This window comes from Pararhodobacter zhoushanensis (genome assembly GCF_025949695.1).
Lineage (GTDB): Bacteria > Pseudomonadota > Alphaproteobacteria > Rhodobacterales > Rhodobacteraceae > Pararhodobacter > Pararhodobacter zhoushanensis_A.
Map to the genome: position 1 here is coordinate 4,003,399 of NZ_JAPDFL010000001.1, position 14,165 is coordinate 4,017,563.

Consider the following 14,165-nt stretch of genomic DNA (forward strand, 5'->3'; position numbering starts at 1 on the left):
CCGCATGACCACTTTCACCGCGCTGACCACCCTTGGCGATGAAACCCGGGCGCAAGCCCTGGGCGAAGCGCTTGAAGAGCTTGACCCGGCGCCGGTTGGCGTCGGCGTCTTCGAGCTGGAGGATGGCTCGGGCCTGTGGGAGGTCGGCGCGTATTTCACCGACACCCCCGACGATATCGCGCTGACCCTGATGGCCGCCGCCTTTGGTGCCGCCGAATTCGCCGTGTCGGAACTGCCGGATATCGACTGGGTCGCCCATGTCCGGCGCGAGTTGAAGCCGGTCGAGGCCGGGCGCTTCTTCGTTTACGGCAGCCATGATGCCGACAAACTGCCGGTCGACCGCATCGGCCTGCTGATCGAGGCCGCCATGGCCTTCGGCACCGGCCACCACGGCACCACGCTGGGCTGCCTGCGGGCGCTCGACCGGCTGGCAAGCGGCGGCTTTCAGGGCAAGAATGTCATCGATGTGGGCTGCGGCACTGCCGTTCTGGCGATGGCCGCCGCGAAAATCTGGCCCGATATGGTGCTGGCCACCGACATCGATCAGGTCGCCGTCGATGTGGCCGAGGCGAACGTCATGGCCAACGGCCTCGATGGCCGGGTCGAATGCCTCGAGGCGATGGGCTTCGAGAACCCGGTGATCCACAAGCGCGCGCCCTATGATCTGGTCTTCGCCAATATCCTCAAAGGCCCGCTGATCCAGATCGCCCCCGACATGGCCAAACACACCGAGACCGGCAGCCTCGCCATCCTCTCGGGCCTGCTGACGACTCAGGCCAGCGATGTTCTGGCCGCCTATACCGCCGCCGGCTTCACCGAGGTCGAGCGTGAGGAAATCGGCGACTGGACCACGCTGGTGCTGCGCCGCGCCTGATTTTTGCCGCATTGAGCCCTCAAACTGACACGCCTGTCCGTTTCGAGGTCTCACATGCCCAGCATTGATTTCCGCACCCGTCTTGATCACGTCCTCGCGTCCCGGGTCGAGGCGCGCAAAGAACAACAGCACAGGCCCGCGCAGCGACTGGTGCGCGGTTTGAGCGTGATCGCCGGGACGCTGGTGTGTTTCTTCGTGCTCAAAGCCGCCGCGCTGGCGCATGACGGGCAGGCGTTTGCCGCGCCAGCCCCCGCCGAACCCGGCATCAGCGCGCAGATCTATCACTGGTTCGCCGGTGCGGACCCGATCAGCAGCACGCTGGCCTATGCCCTGCGCGCCCCGGAACCTGCGCCCGTCACCCTCTGACCCCCCTAAAAACCAAAACGCCGCGCCGGTTTCCCGGGCGGCGCAGGTGTCATCATGGTCTGTGGCGATCAGCGCAGAGCGTCGATCACGTCGGCGATGTCGCCGCGGCACAGTCCGATATCGTCGAGCTCGCGATCCGAAAGCCGGGACAGCTCGCGGCGGGTGATGCGCTTGTCATTCCACGCCGCATAGCGGGCAAAGGCGTCGGCGAACGAGAACCCGAGGCTGCGGCCGAACACGCCGTCAGCAACGGGGCGGGCGGAGGCAAAAAAGGCCATCGTAGGCTCCTGTCATTTCAACTTTGATGAAGCATTGTGCTTCTGGAGTTCAAATAGCCCCAGCAGGCAGCAATGAGAAGACAGAGTACGCGCAATCCCGCCATGCAGGTGCAGCATAGCTTGGGGCACGCACGGCACGCCCCTCTCGCGATAGTCACGGATGGAATACGAACAACTTACGGCCAAATGCGTCGGATGCAACAGAGAAGTGACAGCCCGACGCAAGATTCGGCCTTTACGCTGGTCAATGTTCCCTTTTCGTGCTAACTCTTTGGCAAGGTTTGAACAACAAGCCACCATGATGAACAGGCAGAATCACCGATGCGAGTTTTGGGAATCGACCCCGGTTTGCGCAATCTCGGCTGGGGGGTGATTGACGTCGACGGCTCACGCCTGCGCCATGTCGCAAACGGCGTGCTGCATTCGGACGGAACGCAGGATCTGGCCTCACGCCTGCTGGACCTGCACCGCCAGCTTGAGCGAGTCGTCCGCAGCCAGCGCCCCGATTGCGCCGCTGTCGAGCAGACCTTCGTCAACAAAGACGCCGTCGCCACGCTGAAACTGGGCCACGCCCGCGCCATTGCCTTGCTGGTGCCGGCGCAGGCCGGTCTGACGGTGGGCGAATACGCCCCGAATGCGGTGAAAAAGGCCGTGGTGGGCGTGGGCAAGGCGGCCAAGGTTCAGGTCGATCACATGGTGCGCATGCAGCTGCCCGGCGTTGTGATCGACGGGCCGGATGCTGCCGATGCGCTGGCCGTCGCGATCTGTCACGCCTTTCACATGCAGACCACCGGGCGGTTGCAAGCGGCCCTGCGCGCTGCCGGTTAACGCTTTTCGCCCTCTCACCACAGGACCATCGCCATGATCGGCAAACTCTCGGGCCGCATTGACTACCGCGCCGCCGACCACGTGCTGCTCGACGTCAAGGGCGTCGGCTATATCGTCCATGTCTCAGACCGCACGTTGATGGCCCTGCCCGGCCCCGGCGGCATGGCGGCGCTCTATACCGAGCTTCTGGTGCGCGAGGATCTGCTGCAGCTGTTTGGCTTCCTCACGCTGGTGGAAAAGGAATGGCACCGGCTGCTGGTTTCCGTTCAGGGCGTCGGGGCCAAGGCGGCCATGGCGATTCTGGGCACGCTTGGGCCCGAAGGCGTTTCGCGTGCAATTGCGATCGGGGACGCCAACGCCGTGCGCAAAGCGCCGGGGGTCGGTCCGAAACTGGCACAGCGCGTGGTGCTCGAGCTGAAGGACAAGGCACCCGCCGTCATGGCCATGGGCGGGACCGCGCCCGATCTGGACGGCGATTCGATGGTCATCGAACCGACCGAGGCCCCTGCCCCGGAACCGGTGGCCAAAGCCCCCGCCAAACCCTCAGCCCGCCGTCAGGCCCAGCAAACGCAGGCCGACGCGCTCTCGGCCCTGACCAACCTCGGCTATGGACCGTCCGAGGCCGCGCAGGCCGTCGCCACGGCTGCCGAAGAGGAAACCGAAACCTCAGGCCTGATCCGCGCCGCGCTGAAACTGCTGGCGCCCAAGGGCTGAGCCGATGGATTTTCGTCACCTCCTGCAGGGTCTCGACGTGCCGCTGACGGGCATCGCGCTTTGCCTGCACAAGCCGCCAACCCGGCGCGAACGCGACGCCCTGGCCCTGATGATCGACTCGGCGCCCGCTTTGTTCGAGGCCTATCAGGCAACGCATGCGCGCAGCCCGCAGGCAACGCTGCAAGCCCGGCGGATCATGGCCTCGTTCCTGATGCGCAGCCCCGGCGAGTTGGTTTTCGTCGGGCTCTATCGCCAGAATGGCTGGACCGAGCGCACCGCCGACGAGCTCGAGAACGACCCGCTGCTGCGACAGGTGGACGATCTTACCGGCGGCCATGTCCGCACGACGGCCGACACCTCAGCTGGCGACCAGCCCGGGCGCGCCTGTTTCGACCTCGTGCCGATGCCCGAACTCGCCGAACTCAAGGGTCGCCTTGTGGTACGCGATCCCGGTTCGCGCGCCTACATGCGGCTTGCCGAGACAACACCGCTTGAGATCCTCGAAATCGCGCGCACCCCGGACCTGTCGCCACCAATGCCCGATTGGCGGGACTTGACGCTGCACACCCCGACGCTGCGCATCCTGCCGACCCGCTGGGCCGAGCAGTTGCGCCAGTGGCGCGGCATCTACCTGATCGTCGACGAGACGGACGGCGCCCGCTACGTTGGTGCGGCCTACGGCGAGGAAAACCTGCTCGGTCGCTGGCGCGCGCATGTCGCGCATGAAATCGGCGTCACCGCCAAACTGTCCCGCCGGAACCCGGCCAGTTTCCGTTTCTCGATCCTCGACCTCCTTTCCCCGGCGGCCACCATCGACGAGGTGACGCGCGCGGAACAACAATGGATGGTGCGCCTGCACAGCAGACAGTATGGGTTGAATGCGTGAAGCGTCCGTTAACAGGTGCCGCCAGGGGACATTTGTGAAGAAAAGGCTAACGCGATATTGTAACCCGTTGAAAATATTCGTCTCATGACCCTGTCCCATCGTGGGACATCCTCACGTCCCTTGCCCGGACAGTCCTTTGGGATCACTCTCGCCCCATGACCACCCCCGACCCCACCCTGCGCCCGGACCGCCAGCCCGAGGATACCGACCGCGCACTGCGCCCGCAGATGCTGGACGAGTTCATCGGCCAGCACGAGGCGCGCGCAAACCTCAAAGTGTTCATCCAGTCCGCCAAGATGCGCGGCGAAGCGATGGATCACACGCTGTTCTACGGCCCCCCGGGGCTGGGCAAGACCACGTTGGCGCAGATCATGGCGCGCGAGCTGGGAGTCGGGTTCCGCATGACCTCGGGCCCGGTGCTGGCCAAGGCGGGTGATCTGGCGGCGATCCTGACCAATCTCGAAGCCCGCGACGTGCTGTTCATCGACGAAATCCACCGCCTCAATCCGGCGGTGGAAGAAGTGCTCTATCCGGCGCTCGAGGACTTCCAGCTCGATCTGGTGATCGGCGAAGGCCCCGCCGCGCGCACCGTCCGGATCGAGCTGCAGCCGTTCACGCTGGTCGGCGCGACCACGCGGCTGGGCCTGCTGACCACGCCGCTGCGCGACCGCTTCGGCATCCCGACCCGGCTGCAGTTCTACACCGAGGCCGAGCTGTGCGAAATCGTCGCCCGCGGCGCCCGCCTGCTGGGCGTGCCGGCGGATGATGGCGGCGTGCTCGAAATCGCCCGCCGCGCGCGCGGCACCCCGCGCATCGCCGGACGCCTGCTGCGCCGGGTGGTGGATTTCGCGCTGGTCGAGGGCGACGGAACGCTGCACCGCGCGATGGCCGATAGCGCGCTGACCCGGCTGGGTGTGGACCATCTGGGCCTCGACAGCGCGGACCGACGCTATCTGCAACTCCTTGCCGACCACTACGGCGGCGGCCCCGTGGGCGTGGAAACCATCGCCGCGGCACTGTCGGAAAGCCGCGATGCGATCGAGGAAGTGATCGAGCCCTTCTTGCTGCAGCAAGGCCTGCTGGCACGCACGCCCCGGGGTCGGATGCTGACGCAGGCCAGCTGGAGACATCTGGGGCTTACACCGCCGCGCCCAGCGGGACAGAGCGAGCTGTTTGAGAGCGACTGAAAAGGGGGCCTTCAGCCCCCTCTTCGCTTGTCGCGAATTCAGCCCCGAGGATATTTAGAGACAGATGAAGGGGCGTTAACGTTTGGTTAACCGTCCTATTTTCTGTCTGAAAATATCCTCCGGGAGGGTCCGGGAGGGTGGAAAACCCTCCCGGTCGGTCTGGGGGAAGGGGGCTGGCAACACCCTTTACTGCGGCCAGGTTTTGGCCACCATGGTCAGAACGTCATACTGCGCAACCACCGCGCCGTCTTGATTGGTCACCTGACAATCCCAACGCACCTCGCCATGCTCGGCGTTTTCACGCGGGTTGATCTCTTTACAGGTCAGCCGGACACCCAGGACATCGCCGGGGTTCACCGGGGTCAGGAAGCGCAGGTTATCGACGCCGTAATTGGCCAGCACCGGACCGGGATCGGGCTGCACGAACAGTCCTGCCGCGAAGCTGACGATCAGGTAGCCATGGGCGACGCGGCCATCAAAGAACGGGTTCGCACGGGCGGCGTCTTCGTCCATGTGGGCGTAAAAGGTGTCGCCGGTGAAGCTGGCGAAGTGTTCGATGTCGTCAAGCGTGACCTCCCGCGTCGCGGTGACGATCTGATCGCCAACCTGCAGCGTTTCCAGCGACTTGCGGAACGGGTGGATGTCGGCGCGGGTCGGCGCGCCCTCAATCCAGCGCCCGGTCACCGCACTGAGCAGCGCGGGCGTGCCCTGCACCGCCGTGCGCTGCATGAAGTGCTTCACGCCACGGATACCGCCCATTTCCTCGCCGCCCCCGGCGCGTCCCGGCCCGCCATGCACCAGATTGGGCAGCGGTGCGCCGTGGCCGGTCGACGTCTTCGCGCTGGCGCGGTTGCCCAGCAGGATGCGGCCGTGGAACGGGGCCATGCCGAGAACGGCAGCCTCGGCGACCTCGGGCGCGTTGGTGAACACCGACGCCGCAAGCGAGCCTTTGCCGCGTTGGGTCAGGGCAATCGCCTCGTCGAGATCGTCATAGGCCATGACGGTGCTGACCGGTCCGAAGGCCTCGACATCATGCGCGGCTTTGGCGCTCAAGGGCTTGTCGCAATAAAGCACCACCGGATTGAGGAACGCGCCGTCATCGGGATCGCCCGAGCTGACGCTCACCGCGTCCGGGTCGCCCACGACAATCTCGCCATCGGCCTGCAGATCGCGGATCCGCGCGCGGACTTCGTCGCGCTGCGCATGGCTGGCCAGCGCGCCCATGCGCGTCGCCGCGTCGCCCGGCAGACCGGCGTTCATCTTGCCCAGCGCCGCGCCCAGCGCCGCGATCACCGCATCGGCCTGCGCGCGGGGAACCAGCACGCGGCGGATGGCCGTGCATTTCTGGCCCGCCTTGACGGTCATCTCGCGGGTGACTTCTTTGACAAACAGGTCGAACTCGGGCGTGCCTGCCACCGCGTCCGGCCCAAGGACCGAGGCGTTCAGGCTGTCGGCTTCCATCGTGAAGCGCACCGAGTTTTCGACAATCGCTTTCGACGTGCGCAGCATCCGCCCGGTCGAGGCCGAGCCGGTAAAGGTCACCACATCCTGCCCGGTCACATGATCCAGCAGATCGCCGGTCGAGCCGCAGATCAGTTGCAAAGCGCCCGCCGGAAGAAGGCCGGTCTCGATGATCGCGCGAACCACCAGCTCGGTCAGATAGGCGGTCTGCGAGGCCGGTTTGATGATCGCCGGCATCCCCGCCAGCAGGGTCGGTGCCAGCTTTTCCAGCATCCCCCAGACCGGGAAGTTGAAGGCGTTGACGTGCACCGCCACGCCCTGCAACGGCGTCAGGATGTGCTGGGCGCTGAAACTGCCGTCCTTGGACAGACCCTCAACCGGGCCTTCGACCAGCAGTCGGGTGTTCGGCAGCTCGCGCCGCCCCTGGCTGGAATAGGAGAACAGCGTGTGAAAGCCGCCCTCGATATCGACCATGCCGTCGCGCGGCGTGGCCCCGGTGGCCAGCGACAGCGCGTGAAAGGCGTCCTTCTGCGCGCTCAGCGCCTTGCCCAGCGCCTTGAGCATCTCGGCGCGCTGGTGGAAGGTCATCGCCCGCAGCGCCGCACCGGAGGCACGGCCGTAAGCCAGCGCCTCGGCCATGTCGATGCCGCTGGCGTCGATGGTCGCAACCGGCGCGCCGGTGCCGGCATCGCGCAACAGCACGCCGTCGCGGGCCCCGGCTTTCCAGTCACCGCAGATGTAGCTTTTCAGCGCGTAGGGGGTCTGAGCGTTCATCGCGGGTCCTTTCAGAGAGACAGAGCGGCCAGCGTGGTGGCAAGCGTCGCCTCCCACTCGGCCAGCATGGCAGCATTGGGGCGGTGGCGCAGGCCAAGCCGCGACAGCCGCTCGTAACGGGCCGAATTGGTCGCGCCGAAACCGGCGGCAACATGAGGTCGCCAGTAGGCGATCGAGGCTTCGGCGGCGGCGCGCCCCTCTTCGGACTGGACGATCTGCGCGAGGCCCTCGACGCCCAGCTCGGCATGACGCGTCTCGGTCGGGGCGATGGCGCGGAACACCTCGGCCAGCGGCTGATACGAGACCTGCGACAGCTCGGCCAGCTGCACCTGTGCCGCCAACCCCTGCACCACGTTCATCACCACGGCATCGATCCAGCCGGTCAGCGGATAGTGGAACACCGACAGCCGCATGTCGCCGCCATGGCGCTGCGCGCCCAGATCGGCGTCGCGCGGGACGCGCGCGGCCCAGGGGTGGACGTCTTCATAGCGCTCGGTGTCGACGCCGAATTCCGCCATCAGACGCAGCACGCGCTCGGCATGGTCGGCCTTTTCCAGCGTGATCCGCGCGGCGGCGATGCGGCTTTTGATGCCCGGCGCGTCGTTGATCGTGTCGGCGAACCCGGCCGAGGCCGCCAGCTCGCTGTCCACAAACGACGCCATCAGGCGCAACAGCTCACCGCGATAGCGCGCGGGCACGTTGCCCGGCGAGGTCAGCTTGCCGCCGTGGGCGAGATAGTCCTCGATGCTCATATCGGTCATGATCGCTCCCCCGGTTTACTGGTCATAGCTCACGACCACACGGTCGCTGAGCGGGTAGCACTGGCAGGTCAGCACATAGCCTTGCCGGACCTCGTAATCCTCAAGCGCGTGGTTGGTCAGCATTTCGACCTCACCTTCCAGCACCTTGGCCCGGCAAGTCGAACAGACCCCGGCCTTGCAGGCATAGGGCGCGTCCAGCCGGTTCGACAGCGCCGCATCCAGCAGGCTTTCGCCGGTCTTGGGCATGCGGAAGGTGCGGGTGGTGCCGTCCAGCGTGACGGTCGCCTCGCAGGCCTCGCCACTGTCGGCAACCGTGCTCACCGCCTTGGTCTTGGCACGGCCCGGCTGGCCGCTGGCGAAGAGCTCGAACTTGATCTGCGTGTCGGTCAGCCCGTTGGCTTTGAGGCTGTCGGCGATGGTCAGCATCATCGGCTCAGGCCCGCAGATGAACGCGGTATCAACACTGGCCGGATCGACCCAATGGGTGAAAAGGGCAGACATTTTCTCGGCGTCGATGCGGCCTGTGAACAGGTCGATTTCCTGACCTTCTGCTTCGAGAACATGCAGCACCGACAGCCGCCCAAGGTAGGAATTCTTCAAGTCCTCAAGATCTTCGCGGAACATGATCGAGTTGATCTGACGGTTCGCATAGACCAGCGTGAAGCGCGATTTGGGTTCGCGCGCCAGCACGGTTTTCAGGATCGACAGCACCGGCGTGATGCCAGACCCGCCCGCAAAGCCCAGATAGTGCCGGGGCGTATCAGCCTGCAAGGCAGTGTGGAAATTGCCCATCGGCGGCATGGCTTCGATCACCGCGCCGGGGGCGAGGTTTTCATTCGCCCAGGTCGAGAACGCGCCGCCATCGACGCGCTTGATGCCGACCTTCAGCAGACCCTCGTCCAGCCCGGCGCAGATCGAATACGAGCGGCGCAGCTCCTCGCCGTCGAACTCGCGGCGAAAGGTCAGGTACTGGCCCTGAATGAAGGCAAAGCGCGCCGCATCCTCAGGGCGCGGGCGCAGGGTGACGACGACGGCGTCGCGGGTGTCCTTGCGGACGTCGGTCACTTCAAGGGGCAGGAAACGGGCCATGTCAGTGCCTCAAATACATTTGAAATAGTCGAAGGGTTCCAGACAGTCGCGGCACTGATACGCCGCTTTGCAGGGGGTCGAGCCGAACTGGCTGATCTTCTCGGTATGGTTTGACCCACAGCGCGGGCAGGCCACCACCAGATTGCCCGCCCCGCCCAGCCGCGCGATGCGCCCAGCCAGCACGCCATCGGCGGCGGTGCCGTCGATGGGCGGCGCGATGCCATACTCCTTGAGCGCCTCACGCGCCGCCGGGTTGATCCAGTCGCTGGTCCAGGGTGGCGACAGCTGGCGGTTCAGGCGCAGATCGGTGACGCCGTTACCCAGCAGCTTGTTTTCGATATCGAGGTTGATCACCGCCGTCGCCGGGCAGCCCGAATAGGTCGGCGTGACCGTGACCACCAGTGTGTCGCCGTCATAGGCAACGTCGCGGATGACCCCCAGATCGGTGAGCGAGATCACCGGGATTTCCGGGTCCGGCACCTCGCCCAGCCACTGCCAGACCTGTTCGACGGCGGGTTTCATCTTACCACGTGGCGTCAGGATACGAGCGTTGCAGCCATTGCATCGAGGTCAGCAAATGGCCCAGATGCTCGCTATGCCGCCCCTGCTTGCCGCCCTTGTGGGCAAACTCGCTCGCCGGGCGCTCCAGCGTTGCCTCGGCCAGCACCGCGTTGACGGTTTGATCCCACGCGGCGCGCAGGCTTTCGGGCGCGGGCATGACCCCGGCCTCGGCCAGCCGCGCGTCAACCGCATCACCAAGGAACGCCTCGCCGGTATAGCCCCAGAGCGCGTCCAGCGAGGATTGCATACGCGCGTGGCTCTCGTCGGTGCCATCGCCCAGCCGGATCACCAGATCGGCGGAGCGTTCGACGTGATAGGCCACTTCCTTGCCCGCCTTCGCCGCGATCTCGGCGATGCGCGCATTGGACGAGGCCTCAAGCGCCTTCAAGAGCGGCAGGTGATAGGCGTCAAACAGGAACTGCCGCATCAGGGTCCGGCCGAAATCGCCGTTCGGGCGCTCGACCAGCAGCAGGTTGTGAAAGTCCCAGCCGTCGCGGCGAAAGGCCAGCGCGTCGGCGTCGCGGCCGCGCCCCTCGACCTCGCCGGCCAGCCCCAGCCACAGCTGCGTCTGCCCGATCAGGTCCAGTGCCATGTTGGCCAGCGCGATGTCTTCCTCCAGCACCGGCGCCAGCCCGCACCATTCGCTGATCCGGTGGCCCAGAATCAGCGTGGTATCGCCCAGCCGGGTCAACCCGGTGAAGAGGTCATGCTCGGGTGAGCCCGTCTCCAGCGGCGCGCGCCCCTCGCCGCCCGCAGCCTGCGCCAGTTGTGCTGCGTCGGGGGTCATCACATCGGGAAGCGACGGCATCACATATGCCCCACTTCATCGGGAATGTCGTAAAAGGTCGGGTGACGATACACCTTGTCATTCGCCGGCTCGAACAGCGGCCCCTTGTCCGACGGGGCCGAGGCGGTGATCTGCGCCGAGGGCACCACCCAGATGCTGACCCCCTCGTTGCGCCGGGTGTAGACGTCGCGCGCGTGGCGCATCGCCAGTTCGGCGTCGGGGGCATGCAGGCTGCCGACATGCCGGTGGTTCAGCCCGTGCTGACCCCGGATAAAGACTTCCCATAGCGGCCATTCATTGGACACGACGTAGCCCTTTCATCTTGCTGAAAATACGCTGGGGGGTGAAGGGGCCGTCAGGCCCCGAGGGGGGCTAGCCCCCTCCCTGTTATTCTGCCGCAACCTTGGCCGCGACGCGCCGGCTTTCGGCCTTCTTCGCATGCGCCATCAGCCCGTCGCGGAACCACGCGCCGTCGGTCCACGCCTTCTGGCGGGCCTCCAGCCGGTCGGTGTTGCACGGGCCGTTGCCCTTGAGCACGTCATAGAACTCGTTCCAGTCCGGCTCGCTGAAGTCCCAGCCGTCCTTGTCGTCGTTCCATTTCAGGTTCTCGTCGGGCACCGTCAGGCCCAGATATTTCGCCTGCGGCACGGTCTGATCGACGAATTTCTGCCGCAGCTCGTCATTGGTGTTGATCTTGATCTTCCAGGCCATCGACTGGGTGGAATGGACCGAGTCCTTGTCGGACGGCCCGAACATCATCAGCGACGGATACCAGAAGCGGTTGAGCGCATCCTGCGCCATCGCCTTCTGCTCGGCCGTGCCCTGCGCCATCTTGGTGATCAGGTCATAGCCCTGCCGCTGGTGAAAGCTCTCTTCCTTGCAGATCCGCACCATCGCGCGGGCATAGGGACCAAACGAGGTGCGCTGCAGCGGCACCTGATTCATGATCGCCGCGCCATCGACCAGCCAGCCGACCGCGCCGATATCGGCCCAGGTCAGGGTGGGATAGTTGAAGATCGAGGAATATTTCATCCGGCCCGACAGCAGTTGCTCGGTCAGATCGTCGCGCGTGACGCCCAGCGTTTCGGCGGCGCAGTACAGGTACAGCCCGTGCCCGGCCTCATCCTGCACCTTGGCCAACAGGATCGCCTTGCGTTCCAGCGTGGGGGCGCGGGTGATCCAGTTGCCCTCGGGCAGCTGCCCGACGATTTCCGAATGCGCGTGCTGGCCGATCTGGCGGATCAGCGTCTTGCGGTACGCATCGGGCATCCAGTCTTTCGGCTCGATCCGTTCGCCCGCGTCGATGCGCGCCTGAAAGGCGGCCAGCAGCGCGGGATCGTCGTTTGCCGCTTCGGACTTCACCATTTGAGCATACATGACAGTCTCTCCTGTTCAGACCCGTTCAAGGATCAGGGCGATGCCCTGACCGACGCCAACGCACATGGTGCACAGCGCATAGCGCCCGCCCGAGCGTTGCAATTGCCACATCGCCGTGCCGACCAGCCGGGCACCGGACATGCCCAGCGGATGCCCCAGCGCGATGGCCCCGCCCAAGGGGTTCACGCGCGGATCATCGCCCGCAAGTCCGAGGTCGCGCAGCACGGCAAGGCCCTGCGCAGCGAAAGCTTCGTTGAGTTCGATCACATCCATCTGCTCAAGGCTCAGCCCCGTCCGCGCCAGCAGTTTGCGCACCGCAGGCACCGGACCGACGCCCATTACGCGCGGCTCGACCCCGGCGGCAGCCATGCCGACGACACGGGCGCGCGGGGTCAGGCCGTTGGCCTTGGCGCTGGCTTCCGAGGCCACGACCACCGCCGCCGCCCCGTCGTTCACGCCCGAGGCATTGCCCGCCGTCACGCTCAGCTCGGCACCGTTAACGCCGCGCAGCTTGGCCAGTTGCGCCGCCGTCACGTCGGGACGCGGGTGTTCGTCGGTGTCGACGATCTTGGGATCTCCCTTGCGCTGGGGGATCAGGACAGCGGCGATCTCATCCGCGAACAGCCCGGCAGCATGGGCCGCGGCCCAGCGTTCCTGACTGCGCAGCGCGAAGGCGTCCTGATCGGCGCGGTCGATGCCCCAGTCGGCGGCGACATTGTCGGCGGTCTGCGGCATGGAATCCACGCCGAACGCCGCTTTCATCGCCGGGTTGATAAAGCGCCAGCCGATGGTGGTGTCATAGACCGCGTTGGCGCGCGAAAAGGCGCTGTCGGCTTTCGGCATCACGAAGGGCGCGCGGCTCATGCTTTCGACGCCCCCTGCGATCAGCATGTCGGCATCATCCGCCCGGATCGCCCGCGCCGCCATGCCGATGGCATCCATGCCCGAACCGCAGAGCCGGTTCACCGTGGTGCCCGGCACGCTGACCGGCAGGCCCGCCAGCAGCACGGCCATGCGCGCCACGTTGCGGTTGTCTTCACCGGCCTGATTGGCGCAGCCATAGATCACATCATCGACCTGCGACCAGTCGACAGAGGTATTGCGGGACATCAGGGCTTTGATCGGGGCGGCGGCCAGATCGTCGGCGCGTACCGAGGACAGCGCCCCGCCGTAGCGACCAATCGGTGTGCGCACGGCGTCGCAGATAAAGGCCTCAGTCATCGTCCCCTCCCAAATTCGCTGACCGCTCGGTCATTGTATAGACTTTGACGTGTCACAAATCAACGATCATGTTCAGAAATCCTGTGACACGTCATCCCACCCTCTGCGCCGCCGGGTAACGCCCTTGGCCCGCCTCGGAATTCTCCACTGCCAGCCGCGCGCTGAGGTGCGGCGTGCTGACCGGCAAGGGCCCCTGCGCGCCCTCGAACCGCGTCCCGATCTGCGAATCGGCAACCGGGGACAGCGCGGCATAGAGTCTGTGGAACAAGGCCCGCGCGGCGTGGCCGGGCCAGTCGGCGGGCAAGGCGGCATCGGGCAGGCGCGGGTCGCGCAACAGGGCGTGACGCCAGGCATGGACCAGCAACAGCCGCGCGGTCAGCGCCGCCGCGCCGTCATCGGGCGGCACGCCGTCCAGCGGGCCGAACTGCGCCAGCAGCGTCTGATACGCGGCAGCGTGCGGCGCCAGATCCCACGCCTGTGCCGCAAAGTCAGCCAGCAGCGCCTCGCCTGCCACAGGGTCGGCGTCAAACACCAGCACGCCCTTGGGCAGCGTGCCGCGCGCCGGGCCAACGGCAAGATGTGGGCGCAGGCGCGCAAAACCCGCGCGTTCCAGCAGCGCCATCAGACTGTCCGCGCCGGTCTCGGGCAGGTGCACGAAACGCCAGCGCCACGGCTCGGGCGGGCCGTAGATCAGGCGCGAGGCCGCCTCGGATTCGGCCTGCAGCCGCTCGCTCAGCCGGTAGAAACTGCGCCGTCCGCGCCGCCACCCCTCAAGCTGACCCGCCGCGACCAGCCGCGACACCGCCGTGCGCACCAGCGTTTCCGAGATGCCGACCAGCGCGCAGGTCTCGATGATCGTGCCGATCCAGATCTCACCGCCGCGCGGCACCACCGCGTCGCCATAAAGCGTCACGATGAACCCGGCCGCACGCAGCGGCATCGCCTGAACCAGCGCCCCGACCCTGCCCGTGAACCCGTCGCTGTTGCTCATGCTGCCTCCG

16 protein-coding genes are annotated in these 14,165 nt (G+C 66.3%); 6 read left to right on the forward strand and 10 right to left on the reverse strand.

The features are described from left to right. Positions 1-4 precede the first annotated feature (4 nt). Together OKW52_RS19900 and OKW52_RS19905 are read left to right on the forward strand one after the other, a co-directional pair. Complete coding sequence (locus tag OKW52_RS19900; protein ID WP_264507248.1) at positions 5-874, forward strand: 50S ribosomal protein L11 methyltransferase; 870 nt, start codon at positions 5-7, stop codon at positions 872-874. Between the two features lie 54 nt (positions 875-928). Beyond that, positions 929-1,240 carry a hypothetical protein gene (locus tag OKW52_RS19905; RefSeq protein WP_264507249.1) on the forward strand — a complete coding sequence of 104 codons (312 nt, stop codon included), beginning with the start codon at positions 929-931 and terminating at the stop codon, positions 1,238-1,240. Between the two features lie 68 nt (positions 1,241-1,308). On the opposite strand, the gene OKW52_RS19910 is transcribed toward OKW52_RS19905, so the two are convergent. Further along, a complete protein-coding gene (locus OKW52_RS19910; RefSeq protein WP_127104785.1) occupies positions 1,309-1,518 on the reverse strand; it encodes a DUF1127 domain-containing protein in 210 nt (69 codons plus the stop codon). A gap of 321 nt (positions 1,519-1,839) precedes the next feature. On the opposite strand from OKW52_RS19910, the gene ruvC reads away from it, so the two are divergent. From ruvC to ruvB, 4 genes are all read left to right on the forward strand, one after another. Then, positions 1,840-2,346 carry a crossover junction endodeoxyribonuclease RuvC gene (ruvC, locus tag OKW52_RS19915; RefSeq protein ID WP_264507250.1) on the forward strand — a complete coding sequence of 169 codons (507 nt, stop codon included), beginning with the start codon at positions 1,840-1,842 and terminating at the stop codon, positions 2,344-2,346. A gap of 33 nt (positions 2,347-2,379) precedes the next feature. After that, positions 2,380-3,060, forward strand: a complete 681-nt coding sequence (gene ruvA / locus OKW52_RS19920) for a Holliday junction branch migration protein RuvA (protein WP_264507251.1) — start codon at positions 2,380-2,382, stop codon at positions 3,058-3,060. 4 nt (positions 3,061-3,064) lie between these two features. After that, the gene (locus OKW52_RS19925) at positions 3,065-3,946 is read left to right on the forward strand and encodes a GIY-YIG nuclease family protein (protein ID WP_264507252.1); all 882 of its coding nucleotides are present in this window, start codon (positions 3,065-3,067) and stop codon (positions 3,944-3,946) included. Positions 3,947-4,101: 155 nt separating this feature from the next. Further along, positions 4,102-5,133 (forward strand): Holliday junction branch migration DNA helicase RuvB, encoded by a 1,032-nt coding sequence (gene ruvB / locus OKW52_RS19930; protein WP_264507253.1) that lies wholly within the window; start codon positions 4,102-4,104, stop codon positions 5,131-5,133. 186 nt (positions 5,134-5,319) lie between these two features. On the opposite strand, the gene paaZ is transcribed toward ruvB, so the two are convergent. The 9 genes from paaZ to OKW52_RS19975 all read right to left on the reverse strand — a co-directional run bounded on the left by paaZ (position 5,320) and on the right by OKW52_RS19975 (position 14,155). Continuing rightward, positions 5,320-7,368 (reverse strand): phenylacetic acid degradation bifunctional protein PaaZ, encoded by a 2,049-nt coding sequence (gene paaZ / locus OKW52_RS19935; protein WP_264507254.1) that lies wholly within the window; start codon positions 7,366-7,368, stop codon positions 5,320-5,322. Between the two features lie 11 nt (positions 7,369-7,379). Next, complete coding sequence (locus OKW52_RS19940; RefSeq protein WP_264507255.1) at positions 7,380-8,129, reverse strand: Phenylacetic acid catabolic protein; 750 nt, start codon at positions 8,127-8,129, stop codon at positions 7,380-7,382. A 15-nt stretch (positions 8,130-8,144) separates the two neighbouring features. After that, complete coding sequence (gene paaE, locus OKW52_RS19945) at positions 8,145-9,218, reverse strand: 1,2-phenylacetyl-CoA epoxidase subunit PaaE (RefSeq protein ID WP_264507256.1); 1,074 nt, start codon at positions 9,216-9,218, stop codon at positions 8,145-8,147. A 9-nt stretch (positions 9,219-9,227) separates the two neighbouring features. After that, positions 9,228-9,740 (reverse strand): 1,2-phenylacetyl-CoA epoxidase subunit PaaD, encoded by a 513-nt coding sequence (gene paaD / locus OKW52_RS19950; protein WP_264507257.1) that lies wholly within the window; start codon positions 9,738-9,740, stop codon positions 9,228-9,230. A 1-nt stretch (position 9,741) separates the two neighbouring features. Beyond that, a complete protein-coding gene (gene paaC / locus OKW52_RS19955; RefSeq protein ID WP_264507258.1) occupies positions 9,742-10,587 on the reverse strand; it encodes a 1,2-phenylacetyl-CoA epoxidase subunit PaaC in 846 nt (281 codons plus the stop codon). Next, a complete protein-coding gene (gene paaB, locus OKW52_RS19960; protein WP_127105469.1) occupies positions 10,587-10,871 on the reverse strand; it encodes a 1,2-phenylacetyl-CoA epoxidase subunit PaaB in 285 nt (94 codons plus the stop codon). Before paaB ends, paaC begins: the two co-directional genes overlap by 1 nt. Before the next feature lie 82 nt (positions 10,872-10,953). Further along, positions 10,954-11,943 (reverse strand): 1,2-phenylacetyl-CoA epoxidase subunit PaaA, encoded by a 990-nt coding sequence (gene paaA / locus OKW52_RS19965; protein WP_264507259.1) that lies wholly within the window; start codon positions 11,941-11,943, stop codon positions 10,954-10,956. A 15-nt stretch (positions 11,944-11,958) separates the two neighbouring features. Continuing rightward, complete coding sequence (gene pcaF, locus OKW52_RS19970) at positions 11,959-13,164, reverse strand: 3-oxoadipyl-CoA thiolase (protein WP_264507260.1); 1,206 nt, start codon at positions 13,162-13,164, stop codon at positions 11,959-11,961. A 91-nt stretch (positions 13,165-13,255) separates the two neighbouring features. Next, positions 13,256-14,155: a PaaX family transcriptional regulator C-terminal domain-containing protein gene (locus OKW52_RS19975; protein ID WP_264507261.1), complete on the reverse strand. Its 900-nt coding sequence runs from the start codon at positions 14,153-14,155 to the stop codon at positions 13,256-13,258. Positions 14,156-14,165: the final 10 nt, after the last annotated feature.

Bases quoted from the DNA above. Each gene is read 5' to 3' on its own strand.
- OKW52_RS19940 (WP_264507255.1), bottom strand. From the start codon at position 8,129: ATGACCGATATGAGCATCGAGGACTATCTCGCCCACGGCGGCAAGCTG.
- ruvA (WP_264507251.1), top strand. From the start codon at position 2,380: ATGATCGGCAAACTCTCGGGCCGCATTGACTACCGCGCCGCCGACCAC.
- pcaF (WP_264507260.1), bottom strand. From the start codon at position 13,164: ATGACTGAGGCCTTTATCTGCGACGCCGTGCGCACACCGATTGGTCGC.
- OKW52_RS19910 (WP_127104785.1), bottom strand. From the start codon at position 1,518: ATGGCCTTTTTTGCCTCCGCCCGCCCCGTTGCTGACGGCGTGTTCGGC.
- paaA (WP_264507259.1), bottom strand. From the start codon at position 11,943: ATGTATGCTCAAATGGTGAAGTCCGAAGCGGCAAACGACGATCCCGCG.
- OKW52_RS19900 (WP_264507248.1), top strand. From the start codon at position 5: ATGACCACTTTCACCGCGCTGACCACCCTTGGCGATGAAACCCGGGCG.
- OKW52_RS19925 (WP_264507252.1), top strand. From the start codon at position 3,065: ATGGATTTTCGTCACCTCCTGCAGGGTCTCGACGTGCCGCTGACGGGC.
- paaD (WP_264507257.1), bottom strand. From the start codon at position 9,740: ATGAAACCCGCCGTCGAACAGGTCTGGCAGTGGCTGGGCGAGGTGCCG.
- ruvB (WP_264507253.1), top strand. From the start codon at position 4,102: ATGACCACCCCCGACCCCACCCTGCGCCCGGACCGCCAGCCCGAGGAT.
- paaC (WP_264507258.1), bottom strand. From the start codon at position 10,587: ATGCCGTCGCTTCCCGATGTGATGACCCCCGACGCAGCACAACTGGCG.
- paaE (WP_264507256.1), bottom strand. From the start codon at position 9,218: ATGGCCCGTTTCCTGCCCCTTGAAGTGACCGACGTCCGCAAGGACACC.
- paaZ (WP_264507254.1), bottom strand. From the start codon at position 7,368: ATGAACGCTCAGACCCCCTACGCGCTGAAAAGCTACATCTGCGGTGAC.
- OKW52_RS19975 (WP_264507261.1), bottom strand. From the start codon at position 14,155: ATGAGCAACAGCGACGGGTTCACGGGCAGGGTCGGGGCGCTGGTTCAG.
- OKW52_RS19905 (WP_264507249.1), top strand. From the start codon at position 929: ATGCCCAGCATTGATTTCCGCACCCGTCTTGATCACGTCCTCGCGTCC.
- ruvC (WP_264507250.1), top strand. From the start codon at position 1,840: ATGCGAGTTTTGGGAATCGACCCCGGTTTGCGCAATCTCGGCTGGGGG.